General features: G+C 69.0%; 14 protein-coding genes. 7 read left to right on the top strand and 7 right to left on the bottom strand.

The window, feature by feature from the left end:
- Positions 1-182 precede the first annotated feature (182 nt).
- The 5 genes from trpA to OG199_RS35585 all read left to right on the top strand — a co-directional run bounded on the left by trpA (position 183) and on the right by OG199_RS35585 (position 5,323).
- Positions 183-980, top strand: a complete 798-nt coding sequence (gene trpA, locus OG199_RS35605; protein WP_405834771.1) for a tryptophan synthase subunit alpha — start codon at positions 183-185, stop codon at positions 978-980.
- On the top strand, positions 973-1,497 hold the full coding sequence (locus OG199_RS35600; RefSeq protein ID WP_207317661.1) for a hypothetical protein: 525 nt from the start codon (positions 973-975) through the stop codon (positions 1,495-1,497). Before trpA ends, OG199_RS35600 begins: the two co-directional genes overlap by 8 nt.
- A complete protein-coding gene (locus OG199_RS35595; RefSeq protein WP_405832934.1) occupies positions 1,494-2,771 on the top strand; it encodes a DNA cytosine methyltransferase in 1,278 nt (425 codons plus the stop codon). The genes OG199_RS35600 and OG199_RS35595 overlap by 4 nt, the downstream gene beginning before the upstream one ends.
- Positions 2,771-3,889, top strand: a complete 1,119-nt coding sequence (locus OG199_RS35590) for a DnaB-like helicase N-terminal domain-containing protein (protein ID WP_207317659.1) — start codon at positions 2,771-2,773, stop codon at positions 3,887-3,889. The genes OG199_RS35595 and OG199_RS35590 overlap by 1 nt, the downstream gene beginning before the upstream one ends.
- A gap of 66 nt (positions 3,890-3,955) precedes the next feature.
- A complete protein-coding gene (locus OG199_RS35585; RefSeq protein WP_207317658.1) occupies positions 3,956-5,323 on the top strand; it encodes a DUF317 domain-containing protein in 1,368 nt (455 codons plus the stop codon).
- A gap of 177 nt (positions 5,324-5,500) precedes the next feature.
- On the opposite strand, the gene OG199_RS35580 is transcribed toward OG199_RS35585, so the two are convergent.
- Positions 5,501-6,400, bottom strand: a complete 900-nt coding sequence (locus tag OG199_RS35580) for a DUF5655 domain-containing protein (protein ID WP_405832931.1) — start codon at positions 6,398-6,400, stop codon at positions 5,501-5,503.
- A 619-nt stretch (positions 6,401-7,019) separates the two neighbouring features.
- On the opposite strand from OG199_RS35580, the gene OG199_RS35575 reads away from it, so the two are divergent.
- Positions 7,020-7,274, top strand: coding sequence for a helix-turn-helix domain-containing protein (locus tag OG199_RS35575; protein ID WP_242643927.1), 255 nt, complete (start codon positions 7,020-7,022; stop codon positions 7,272-7,274).
- Between the two features lie 429 nt (positions 7,275-7,703).
- Here OG199_RS35575 and OG199_RS35570 read toward each other — a convergent pair whose 3' ends face one another.
- The gene (locus OG199_RS35570; protein ID WP_207315892.1) at positions 7,704-7,973 is read right to left on the bottom strand and encodes a hypothetical protein; all 270 of its coding nucleotides are present in this window, start codon (positions 7,971-7,973) and stop codon (positions 7,704-7,706) included.
- Between the two features lie 10 nt (positions 7,974-7,983).
- On the opposite strand from OG199_RS35570, the gene OG199_RS35565 reads away from it, so the two are divergent.
- Positions 7,984-8,115: a hypothetical protein gene (locus OG199_RS35565; RefSeq protein WP_278186528.1), complete on the top strand. Its 132-nt coding sequence runs from the start codon at positions 7,984-7,986 to the stop codon at positions 8,113-8,115.
- Positions 8,116-8,161: 46 nt separating this feature from the next.
- Here the strand turns inward: OG199_RS35565 and OG199_RS35560 are convergent, their stop codons facing one another.
- The 5 genes from OG199_RS35560 to OG199_RS35540 all read right to left on the bottom strand — a co-directional run bounded on the left by OG199_RS35560 (position 8,162) and on the right by OG199_RS35540 (position 11,952).
- The gene (locus OG199_RS35560) at positions 8,162-8,659 is read right to left on the bottom strand and encodes a hypothetical protein (RefSeq protein WP_207315883.1); all 498 of its coding nucleotides are present in this window, start codon (positions 8,657-8,659) and stop codon (positions 8,162-8,164) included.
- Positions 8,660-8,832: 173 nt separating this feature from the next.
- Entirely contained in the window at positions 8,833-9,258 is a 426-nt protein-coding gene (locus OG199_RS35555) for an NUDIX hydrolase (protein WP_242643925.1), read from the bottom strand.
- An 83-nt stretch (positions 9,259-9,341) separates the two neighbouring features.
- Positions 9,342-10,280: an FAD-dependent oxidoreductase gene (locus OG199_RS35550; RefSeq protein WP_207315884.1), complete on the bottom strand. Its 939-nt coding sequence runs from the start codon at positions 10,278-10,280 to the stop codon at positions 9,342-9,344.
- A 4-nt stretch (positions 10,281-10,284) separates the two neighbouring features.
- Positions 10,285-10,854 (bottom strand): isochorismatase family cysteine hydrolase, encoded by a 570-nt coding sequence (locus tag OG199_RS35545; protein WP_207315885.1) that lies wholly within the window; start codon positions 10,852-10,854, stop codon positions 10,285-10,287.
- 24 nt (positions 10,855-10,878) lie between these two features.
- Positions 10,879-11,952: a DNA-binding transcriptional regulator gene (locus tag OG199_RS35540; protein ID WP_207315886.1), complete on the bottom strand. Its 1,074-nt coding sequence runs from the start codon at positions 11,950-11,952 to the stop codon at positions 10,879-10,881.
- Between the last annotated feature and the right edge of the window lie 137 nt (positions 11,953-12,089).

Here is a 12,089-nt window from a genome sequence, read left to right as displayed (position 1 = left end):
GCGGCAGGCGGCAGGCGGCAGGCGGCAGGCGAGTCAACCACCGCTCGCGAGGCGGAACCGGCACGGTCTTCCCCCAAGCACTGCGCGCTCACCTCTTCGGCCTCCCCGCAGACTCAACCCCCCACCGGCCGTACGCCACCACTGATCCCGGCGACAGGACTACCGCCGAGAAAGGCACCACCCTGACCACCCACGACGCCCTCCACACTCTTCTCACCCAACCCGCATGCTCACTAGCTGCGTTCGTCCCCGCAGGCATGCACACGGCAGCCGCAGAACATCGTCACCTCGACGCACTCGCCCGCGCCGGGTGCGCACTGTTCGAGATCGGGCTGGCACACCACACCGCCGTCCTCGACGGCCCCGTCATCCAGAGCGCGTACTGCCGCGCCCTGATGCGCGGCAGCGTCCTCGACCGCACCCTCCGCGCGGTCGAACATGCCGCCGGCCTCCGGCCGACCGTCGTCATGACCTACTGGGAACCCGTCAGCCGCCACGGTCCCGAACACCTGGCACGCCTGTTCGCCGAGGCCGGCGCGACCGGAGTGATGGTCGTCGACCTGCCCACCCACCAGGCGGCCCGCTGGCAGGCCGCCGCGCAGAGCACGGGCCTTCGCACCCCACGCCTCGTCCCGCGTCACACCACCGACACGGACCTCGCCCATGTGGTGGCCGGGGCATCGGGGTGGCTCTACGCGCCCGCCAGCAGCGCTCCCACCGGCTACCAGGGCCCGCTGGACATCCCGGCCCTCTCCGGCTTCACCCACCGTCTGCGCGCCGCGAGCCCGCTGCCCGTGGTCTCCGGGGTGGGGATCTCCACCCCCGCCCTCGCAGCGCGCGTCGCCCCGCTGGTGGACGCCGTCGTCATCGGCACCCCCATCGTTCGCGCCCTGGCCACCGCCCCCGACCAAGCCCCCGTCCTGGCCGCCGAGTTCGCCCAGGCCCTGCGCCCGACCACCCCCACGGAGGACCGTGTCTGATCGTCCCACGCCGGTCGAGACCCTCGACCGGATCACCGCCGACGCGCTGACCCTGCGCACGGCCCTACGCACCAACGCCACCAACCACACGCACGCTCTGACTGAGCGGATCGCCGAGGCCCAAGCCCTCGCAGGCACCGCCCTGCAGCTGTTCCGCGACCTCGCACAGCTCACGCCGCAGACCGCATCGGCTGATCTTCAAATCCTTGACCGAGTCGCGCAGATCACCAAGGCCGCCCAAGACGCGGGCGCCGAACTGACCGCCGCTCTCGCCCGCGCCCTGGAGAACCAGCTCCGCCGAGACGATGTCTCGTCAGGACCGGTCGTACTCATCGGCCCCTCACCCCAGCAGTTCATCGAGTCGGCCACCAACCTCCTCGACCGCATCCCCACCCTCTACCGCCGCATATACCGCGACCAGGTGGCTTTCCCGGATACCCGCATGTGCTGCTCGCCTCGGGCGTGCCACAGGGGTACCGACGCGCTGGCGCAGGACGACCTTGGGCTGGCCACGTGATACTCGATCTCTTCGCGGGGCCGGGCGGCTGGAGCAGGGCACTGGGCGTCCGCGACGTCGGTCTGGAATGGGACGAGTGGGCCTGCAGGACCCGTTCTGCCGCCGGGCAGTTGACGGTACGGACCGACGTGGCGATGTATCCGACGTGGCCCTTCCTCGGTCGTACCCGCGGGCTGATCGCCTCCCCGCCGTGCCAGGCGTGGAGCATGGCCGGCAAGCGCCTCGGCCTGGTGGACCAGCCGCTGGTGCACGCGGCGGTCGAGGATCTGGCCGCCGGACGTGACACCCGCGAGCGCCTCCTCGCCGCGTGCCGGGACGAGCGCTCCCTGCTCGCAGCCGAGCCCATGCGCTACCTGCACGCCCTGAACACGGTCGGCGAGCCCGACTGGGTCGCCATGGAGGAGGTGCCGGACGTCCTGCCTCTGTGGAAGCAGTACGCGGCCGTCCTGCGCGGATGGGGGTTCTCCGTCTGGTACGGGATCGTCAACGCCGCCGACTTCGGCGTTCCGCAGACCAGGAGGCGGGCGATCCTCCTCGCCTCCCGGGTCCGCACGGCACAGCCTCCCACTCCCACGCACTCCCAAGCCGCCGAGCCGGAATCACTGTTCGGGCCGGGCCGCGCCCGCTGGGTCAGCATGGCCGAGGCACTGGGATGGGGCGCGACCGACCGGCCCGTTCCCACCGTCTGTGCCGGCGGCGGACCCGGCGGCGGACCCGAACCGTTTCCGTCGGGCTCCCGCAAGACACTCTCCGACGCCCGGGAGCGCGGCACCTGGATGCCCCGGCCGGACGGCGTTGTCCTGCAGTCCCGCCGCGAAGGAGCTGGCTGGAAGGCACGGCACGGCACACGCGAGAACCGGGCCGCCGACGCTCCAGCTCCGACGTTCACCGCCGAGGCGCACCGCTGGTCCTGGTCCCTGCGCAGTAACAACCAGGCCAACGCCACTGTCCGGCCGCTGTCCGAGCCAGCAGGCACGCTGTTCTTCGGCCACCGGGCGAACGAGTGCACCTGGGTCGCCGAACCGGCCTCGGCTCCGACCAAGGACACGGACGAGAAGGACACGGACGCGCCGGCGGTGCCGGAGCCGATCCGGATCACCGCCCGCGAGGCCGGCCTCCTGCAGACCTTCCCCGCCGACTACCCCTGGGCCGGTAACAAGGGCCAGCAGTTCTCGCAGATCGGCAACGCCGTACCCCCGCTGCTCGCCGGCCACCTCCTCGCCCCGCACCTCGGCGTCACCCTCGACCCCGACGACTTCGCCCTCGCCGCCTGATGCCCCACGCACCCGAACCCGACGAAGACGACCTCGACGCCATCGCACCGCCGCAGCCGGTGTTCCACGTCGAGCAGGCCCTCCTCGGCGCCCTCCTCCTCGACCCGCACCGCCTCGGCGACGTGACCGGCATCGCTGCCGACTCCTTCTCCACCGCCGCGCACGCCGCCCTGTTCGCCGCGATCAGCACCCTGCCGCCGCCCGACCCCACCGAGCACGCGAAGGACACCAAATGGCTCAACCGCGTGCTCGCCACGGGACGTGGGCAGGCGCGCGGGCTGACCGCCTCGTACCTGCACACCCTCGTCCAGGTCTGCCCCTGGCCCCGCCACGCACCGGCCTACGCGCGGATGGTCGAGGCCGAACACGCCCGCCACCGTCTGCAGACGGCCGCCGAACGCCTCGTCCAGACCGTCCACGATGCCTCCCTCCCGCACCCCGTCCAGACGGTGCTCGCCGAGGCCGACACACTCGCCGCGGTCGTGGACGACATCACGAGCCGCTTCCCTCCGCGCGCCGGCGTCCTGCCCCGCACCCCGGCACCGCCGCCAGCCATCGCGCCCGACCACACCGAGGCGGTCGAGGAGGAGCAGCTGCTGCTCGCGACCGCCACCGCCCACCCCGCCGACATCCACTCCATCCGGTGGCTGCTCCCCGACGACCTCACCCTGCCGCTGCACGCCGGCCTGTGGCAGTGCCTGACCACCCTCGCCCACCGCCGCGAGCCCATCGACCCCGTCACCGTCTTGTGGGAGGCCCAGCAACGCGGTCTGCTGGACGACGGAAGCGAACCGCGCGATGTGCTCCGCCTGCTGGCCGAACCGGCTGGCTCCGTAGAGCACTGGGGCGAGCGCGCCCTGCAGCGTTCCCTCCTGGCCACCGCCGACCACACCGGCCGCCGCATCGAGGCGTACGCCGGCGACCCGGCGAACACCCCGTTCCAACTCGTCGTCGGCGCCCGCCGATCTCTCGCCGACATCGGCGCCGTGCGCACCCGCTGGCAGCACGCCACCGGAACGGTCCCGCCGCAGCGACCGCGCCCGGCGCCTACCACCCGCGCTGGCCCCCCGACCACCACGGCCGCGCACACCGCCCGCGCTGCGCGAGCAACCCGATAACACCCTGCATACGCCGGTGGCCGGCCCCGAACGTCCGGCCACCGGCAGAAGAGACGACACCCCAACGTGACTCCCCCCATCGACGCCCACGTCCGCCTCGACACCCACCCCACTCACCCCAGCGCCGTGACCGCCGTCCTGACCGGCACCCAGGCCCGCATCGCTCTCATGGGTCTGGAGGCAGCCGACTGGACCGTCGTCGCCGAGAACGTCCTGGTCCTGGTCCGCATCGACCATGAGGAGCCCTACAGGGCCCAGGACGCAGCCAAACATCTGTCCGCCGAAGGCATCACCGTCGAGATCACCCCTCGACTCCGAGAGGCCATGGACGAGGAATGGACTTGGGCCAACTACCCGATGCCCTGGTGCACCCGCAGCGAAATCCGCGAGGTCTCCAACGAGGCCCAGAAGATTCACGACGACATCCGCCACGGCCAGCTCCTCATCCACGCCCACGCCCACGACGGCCACACCACCGTCGCGGTCGGCACCTACCTCGGCCGCAACGGCAAGTCCGTCTACCTCCACGGCGAAGACCACCTGCGCCAGGTCGCCGACACCTTCGACTCACCCGCCCAGGCCCTACTCGCCTTCGAGAAGGTCCACGCCGCCGACATGCGCCCCGGCGCGGCGCCCCTGACCGACACCGAACGCGCCGCCGCCGAAGCCCGCGCCACCTTCGACCTCACCGCAGCCAAGCCCGAATTGTCCGGCCCGGAGTCGGAGACCGTTCCGGCCTACCTGGCCGATGCCGGCGACCACGACGCCCTGCTCGACGCCTTCCTGGATGCACACGGCGATTGGGAGAAGTGGCGGACCTGGTCGGATGACACGACCCACGCTATTCACGAGTCGCAGACCCTGCGTATCGAGCGCGTCCACGAAACCCTCGCCCACGAGACCGCGTGGACCGTAGCCGCCTACGAGACACCCGTCTCCGACCGCATGTGGGTCCTCACCGCGACCGGCGCCACCCCAGCCCCAGTGCTGCAGGAGCTGCTGACCCACCTCGCCGACGGCGACAGCTGGGACACAGCCATCGGCGCACCCGTGGACGAGAAGACGGTCACCGCAGCCACCCAGCCGCTCTCCGACGCCGGATGGAAGCACACCGTGGACGGGCGATGGATCCGCTGGACATCCCCCGACGGTGACGCAGGCGTCCAGTTCGACGCCTTCACCGCACAGCACCCGAGTCAGAACCCGGCCACCTGGACCGTCTGGGCCGGCCCCGGTCCGGACCGTCCCACCTGGGCCATCACCGCGTCCCCGCACACCCCGAGTTCGCTGCTGGCCGATCTCTCCGAGACCCTCGCCCACGAGACCGGCACGCGCCAGGCCCAGCCGGGCCGCGAGCACAGGACCCGCCTCGCCACCAGTGCGCCAGCCGCTCCGGCGGTCGCGGCCGGCCGAACCGCCAGCCGTTCACGCTGATCATCGGCGCACACGAGCGGGGCGACATAGCGCGGGATCGCCGGTTGGCCAAACTGGCGATCCGCGCACCATAGATAGTCCACCGCCACCCCCCGCCCGCACGTCGAAAGGCACCCACCCACGACCGCACATACGGTACGAAGCGCAGCCCGCCAAGTCGGCGGCAGCGACATCCGATCACGCCGCCGCGTAGCTGGCCCGGAACAGATCCCGCGCCCGCTCCACGTCCCTCGGCGTACGGAGCTGTACCTCCAGATCACCCGTCCCGTGGTGACCGAGACCGGACACGTCACGGGTGAAACCCGGAACGAGGTCGACGTCCTGCGGGTCGACCTTCAGGTAGACCAGCAGCTTGCTCCGCTGCGGCGGACACAGGCAGGCGAAGTTCCGCAGCCGCTGATACGCCCGGTACTGCTTGCGCTCCACACGGTTAACACCGTCCCCGAGCCCGAGCAGCGCCTCGTCGACCGCGCTCGCCAGCTCCACCATCGACGTGCCCTGAACGTCGGCTGCCGCCCGCCGCGCGACCGCTTGTCGACGCGCCCGACGGGCTACCCGCATCCCGCCGCTCACCGACGCCACGGTCTCAAGCCCGAGCAGGTCGCTGCCGAAGAGTCGGTAGCGGACCAGGTCGATCGACCTCCGGTGCTCGCGTACGGCGTGCACGTCGTAGCGTGTGAAGTCGCCGGCGATACAGATCAGGCGCGGTCCGCTCCACAGCACCTGGGACGCGGCCGTAGCCCCGAGCCGGTCGCGGACCAGGTGCTCGAACTCGGCCCGGTGGTCCATCAGCCACGAGAGGTAGAACAAGCCCTGGTGGATGACGCCGGGGTCGACGCCGCGCTTGGTCTCGACGATGACCGGCGACCCGTTCTCGTCCAGCCCGAGCAAGTCGATTCGGCCCCCGTGGACCGGCCCGGTGCTGTACTCGCTCGCCAGGAACCGAACGCCCAGCAGTGTCTCCATGTGTGCCTCGACGAGGCCCTGCACATCTGCCTCGACCTCAGCAAGACGCGGCGTGACCTCGGTCACGCCGCTTTTCGTTGTGTCCGTACGAAACAACTTCAAGCCGACCACCCCCGTTATCGCATCGGAGATCAACAACGTCGGGTGGGTCGAGATTTGTTTCCGCAGCGGCCGTTAAGCCTGTGAAGAGCGTGTGCTGAACGGCCGAGCAACGGGGTCAGTGGACCCCGGTGCACGAACAGACGCCCCTCCGTGCCCGCGCGTTCCGTCGGCATCCAGCACGAATCCAGCACGGTACGGATATGAGGGGTGATGACAGGTGACGAGAGGTCAGAAAATCCAGCACCTATCCAGCACGGTAAAAATCTAGGAGTCTGACCCCGAAGAGTCAGACCCCATTTGACCTGCGTGTTTGCCAGATCAGCGAAGTGGCGTTAAGTCACCGGCTAGACATTGAAGCGGAACTCCATCACCACGACCGAAACGGCCCACCCCCACGAGGAAGCGACTGCGGCCTCGGCGCGACGTCCGAATCATCTGAGAGCTGGGCAACATAGCCCGAGAACGCCGGTTAGCCAAACCGGCCTTCCTGCGCACCATGGATACCTCGACGTCGCTTCGAGCAGCCAACCTGCTTTCTCGTCGACGGAGAGCCCTCGCGTCCATACAGATCGCCCCGTTCGCCGCGTCAGGAACGCGTAACCACCCCAGGAGTCACCGCGTGAGCCCAATGATCACCAATGCGCATGCCGGGAATGCCGCATACAGCCCCATGCGCATCCGTGCCACCTGGAGTGGCACCAGCAGCGTGGCAGATGCCTCCAAAGCCTTCGGGCTCTCCCGCGCGAAAGGCTACGACCTCGTCCGTCAGGGACAGTTCCCGTGCCGCGTGCTCCAGATAGGCCGTGGAACGCGCGTAGTCACCGCCTCGCTGCTCCGCGTGCTCGAAAGCGGAGAGCCTGAGTACAACCGGGCCGACGCCTGATGCTCCCCCGCCCTCACTTGAAGAAGCCCCAGCCCGAGCACGGCGGACCTCCGTCCAGCGCTGACTGGCCACCATCAGCCGGCCCATCGCCTGGCTACGCACCCTCCTAGCACCGTCCTTCGCCCATGCGCCGCAGGAACCCAACCTTGCCGTGCCGACCATGGCACCCGGGGACACACACCACCGCAGCCCCTGGAGGGCACCCGGCAACCCGGCTGATCTCCTCACTCGGGCTGCCCCCGTGTCGTACTCCTTCGGGCGCTGCCGGATCTCAGCGCGAACTCTTCTTAGTCACCTGGAGAAGGCGGATCACCGGTTGACGAAGCCGGCAATCCCCGACCGTCGATAGTCCACCGCCGCGGCCCTTCGACACTGGCCGTATCGCCGACCTCCGTCGACGTCACCGAGGTCGGCGTAGCGGCGCCCCACTCAAGGCGGCAGCGAGAGCCGCCGGCCATCCTCGATGACCAACAGCCGCCAGCTGTACACGTCGTTGATATTCAGCAGAGCGAGCGGCGCAAGATAGCGCGGGATCGCCGGTTGGACAAACCGGCGATCCTGCCCATCGTTGAGCATCCACCCCTCGGCAGCGAGGTCCTGGTCGAAGCCGACCAGGACGGTCAGCTCGGCGGTGATCTGGTCGGTGAGTTCCAGCGCGCGCAGGGTGTGGGGCCCGGGCGAGGCGAAGACCGACGCCAAGGACGCCGCGGTGATCGCGGACGCGGCCCGCACCCTCAAGGAAGCCGCCGTCCGCCGCGAGCTAGGCACCGCCCACAGGCCCGTCCTCGTCCCGATCACCCGCATCCAGCACACCTCGCCCCCCGCCGCTGAGGGCGAATAAAAGGGCGCGAAGCGCGCTGAACTCCCTCCCCGCTCTTATCTCTATTTCAGCCCTGCGCGCGGGCCTTCAGCCAGCGTTCGGCGACAGCCGCGTTCATCGTGTAGAAGAACTCCGACTTGAGCTCCGGCTCGCTGCTGAGCGCGTCCACCCATGTCATCGGCCAGTTGCGGCGCTTGTAGTGCTTGCGCACGGTACGCGTGAAGGCCGCGAGGTTGCCCTGCAGGCTCTTCTTCTCCATGTCTAGGTGTTGTGCAAGCGAGGTGTAGCTCACCCGCGTGTCGGGCTGCTTCGCCAGAATGTCGAGGACACGGGTGATCGTCTGCACCGAACTCAGCGGCTCGATCATCAGTCGGCGAAAGTCCTCCACGGTCCATTCGACCACCGGGAGCGGATCGCCGGCCGACAGACCCATCGGCGGAACCGTGGAGACGGGTGGAGTAGCGGCCGTTGCCCCGGTCAACTCAGCGAGGTAGGCGTACACCTGCGTGACGTACTGGCTCGGTACAGGCACTGAGATGAACTGCGGCTGAGTTTCCTGCGTCATGGGCCCTCCCCGGGTGCGTCCCCCGGTCCCGTCGACTGGTGACAGGGCCGACCCTGACACACCGACAGTCGCCACGTCTAGCGGTTACTGTCATCCACTTCCCTGAAATGTAGAAATGAGTCCAATCTACTGTCAGCTGTCAACTGTAAGCCGCACATGGGGTAGTGGGGCGGTCATCGTTGGAGCGCCGTATCCAGATGCTGCTGGACCGGTCCGAAGAGGCCGTACGGTACGTACTGCGGGATCTCGCCGTGCCTCACCCATGCAAGTTCGGCCAGTTCTTCGACGCTCGCGACAAACGCCTCGCCGCCCATGGGCCGGCACGCGATGTAGTGGATCTCCTGGCCCGTCATGGGGTGAATCCGCTGCCTCAGCACGCTGATCGGCGCCACCAAGAGCCCGGTCTCCTCCCGGGTCTCACGTACTGCGGCTTCTTCAGAGGTCTCGTCGGGCTCGATCTTCCCTGCTGGGAACTGCCATGAGAGGGCTCCTTCCGCGATGCGTCGCCGTACGAGCAGGACGTGCCAGTCCTGGACGACGATGGCGGCTGCGACTGCCCTCTGGGCACTAATCGGCACCGTGATTTCCTTCCGGTCCAAAACGCCATCGGCACCACATCGCGGTGCTGGGTCGAGCCCTGTTCCGGCGTTCGGCTCAGTGTCGGGCTGTTCTGACGGGTGTCTCAGTTCGTGATGGGGAGGTCTCGCGCCGCGTAGTAGGCGTGCAGCGCGGCCTCGCTGCCGGAGCCCAAGGCGGTCATGATCCGCTGGAAGCGTGCGGAGCGCAGGTCTCCGGCCACGATGACACGGGAATGCTGATCGGTCGGTGGGCAGTAGCCGTCGGCGCCTCGGGCAAGGTCGCCGGGTGGGGCAGCGGGCGTGTTCCCGATGCTGAGGTAGGCGGTATCTGCGGTGACCGTGTGCCGTGCGCCGTCCTGACTCACCGCGTCCGCGGTTACCGCGCCCCTTTCGGAGGGGGCCAGGGTCAGGTGCTCGACGGGCAGGAGCGTGACGCGGGCGTCGTCGCGGATCTCCTCGATCTTGTACGCGTCGGCCTCCGGGTAAGCCACAAGCAGGCGGGTGTCGGTGGTCGGGTGTGCGCGGAGGAAGGTGCCGATCGGGCGGTCGCCGCCGAGGATGAGGAGGGTGCGGCCTTCTGCGTCCTCTACATCGGCCTGCCAGAGCGGGGACAGCGTGAGGCCGCTGGGGGCGGTGATCCAGGAGACGTCGCGGGGCTGTATCGGACCGACGCCAGTGGCTACGACCGCGTGCGGGGCGGTCAGGCGAGTACCGGTGTCCAGGGTGACGGTGACGTGGTCGTCGTCGGCGTGGAGTTCGACCACGTGGCTGCCGAGTTCCAGGCGGCACAGCTCCGTGCTCTTCAGCTCTGTGGTGATGGAGTCGGCGAGCGCGGGGCCGCTGGTGTAGCCACCGAGTACGTTGTTCAGGGCCGGAATGCGGTAGAGGTTGCGGCACAGGTCGTCCGGCTCGATCAGGACCGAGCGCATGCCGACGCTGGCGGCCATGCGGGCGGCGGCGCAGCCGGCCGGTCCGCCTCCGATGATGATCAGGTCGGTGTCGTGTGCTGCGGGCGAACCGGTGCGGGGCGGTGTGTCGGCCATGGGGTTATTCCAGCACCGGGGTCCCTGCGTACGCAGTGAGTTGTCCCACCACGTGCTCGGTGGTGACGAGTTGGCTGGTTCCGATCAGGCGTCGGGCGACGACAAGGCCGGCGTCGTGGACGTCCGGGCCGGCGTCGGTAGCGCAGGCGTCGTGGACGATCCAGGGCGCGTAGCCGCGTTCGAAGGCATCGGCGGCGGATTTCAGAACGCAGCTCTCGGTGGCAATCCCGCAGAAGGCCAGGTCGGTCCAGCCTGCTTGGCGGATCAGTTCGGTGGCGTCGGGGGTGAAGAGCGTGTACCCGGTCTTGTCGATGACCGTGCGCGAGTTGTCGGCGGCCTCGGTGAGTTCGGGGACGATGTCGGTCTCGGGTGGTTCCTGGAGCTGGTGCCATTGGAAGAAGCGCTCGTAGGAGCTGCCGGGGTAGTTGAAGTAGCGGGTGAAGATCACGGGTCGGCCTGCGGCGGACCATTGGGCGACCAGGTCGGAGACCGCTGGCACAGCGTGGCGGCTGTGGTGGTTCACGAATCCGTTCTGCATGTCGACCACGACCAGCGCGGCGCTGCCGATATCCATGTGCGTTTCTCCTGCCTACTGTCCTCAGCCGACGCTCTCGCGTAGAGCGTCCTGTGCGGCGCGCAGCCGTTCGGCCAGCCCGCTGGTCTTCATGATGGCCTCTCGCATCAGGAGATGCTGAGCTGTCTCTTGGGCGCGGGCCGCCGTGAGCCGGGAGCACGCGGCGCGCAGGAAACGCCAGCCGTACTGCTCCGGCATGGAGGGGTCCTGCCCGTCCTCGATCATCTGTTGGATCTGTCGGGTGAAGCACCACAGGGCCTGGACAGTGAGTTCGCAGGTGACCAGTTCGTCGACGGTGAGGCTGCGCTCGTGGGAGTGGGACGCATAGGCAACGCCGGACCAGCCCGCGTAGCCCGTGGAGACTCCCCGTACGCCGAAGGAAACGATCTCCGGGTGGTCGACGCCGGTGGCGAGGAGCGACTCCTCGACTGAGCCGTCCAACGGCGCGGGACCGCCAAGGGCGCCGCGGTCGACCAGAACCGAGGGCGTGGACAGGAGGCGCAGGACGGTGTCGTAGGTGCTGCCGGTCCAGGGGCTGGAGGTGAGCCAGTACAGGGAGAGGACGTACTCGGGATTGGGGACGCCAGAATGATCTCCGCCCAGGAGGTCGCGGACTTTGTCCCGCGCCCAGGGGAGGTCAGAGGCGTACGAGCGGTAGCGCCACACGGCAAGTTCGGTGAGCGATGCCGGCTCGTGCGGTTGCACGAGATGGAACACAGCTACGCCGCACGCGAAGACGTACAGAACACACTTCTGCGCGTCGGGGTGCTCCACACGTGCAGCCGAGGACTCCAGCCAATCTGTGCCCGCACTCGGTGTCATGTGTGCGCAGATTCGGCGGGCGCGCTCGACGCCGATGAAGACCGGCAGGAACTTGTGGGAGTGCACTTCGATCACGCCGACGACGGGTGCGGTGCCGCTATTCGATCCGAAGGCTGCGGCGAACCGCGTCTTCGCGTCGTCCGATGCACGGCTGAGTGCCGTGTCGAGGACAGCCTGCGACTCGGCACGAGGCAGGTAACCGGCCCCGCCGCCTTCCCAGTTCGACACGGTCCGGTCGCTGACACCCAAGTACGCGGCGAAATCCCGAAGGCTCATGCGCAGGGCGTCGCGTAACAGCCGCGCCTCGCGCCCGGACCATCGCTGCACCGTGACCACCGTCGTGCCCCCGTCCGCAGTCCGATGAAACGTCGAAACACTCAGCGTAGCCAGGCAAGTGCGGCAGTGGTGCGGCA

This window comes from Streptomyces sp. NBC_01176, assembly GCF_045039825.1.
Taxonomy (GTDB): Bacteria; Actinomycetota; Actinomycetes; order Streptomycetales; family Streptomycetaceae; genus Streptomyces.
This window is presented reverse-complemented; position numbering and strand designations above follow the sequence as displayed.

Coding starts and splice junctions, on each gene's coding strand:
- OG199_RS35545 (WP_207315885.1), bottom strand. CDS start 10,854: ATGGATATCGGCAGCGCCGCGCTGGTCGTGGTCGACATGCAGAACGGA.
- OG199_RS35575 (WP_242643927.1), top strand. CDS start 7,020: ATGATCACCAATGCGCATGCCGGGAATGCCGCATACAGCCCCATGCGC.
- OG199_RS35540 (WP_207315886.1), bottom strand. CDS start 11,952: ATGAGCCTTCGGGATTTCGCCGCGTACTTGGGTGTCAGCGACCGGACC.
- OG199_RS35590 (WP_207317659.1), top strand. CDS start 2,771: ATGCCCCACGCACCCGAACCCGACGAAGACGACCTCGACGCCATCGCA.
- OG199_RS35550 (WP_207315884.1), bottom strand. CDS start 10,280: ATGGCCGACACACCGCCCCGCACCGGTTCGCCCGCAGCACACGACACC.
- OG199_RS35560 (WP_207315883.1), bottom strand. CDS start 8,659: ATGACGCAGGAAACTCAGCCGCAGTTCATCTCAGTGCCTGTACCGAGC.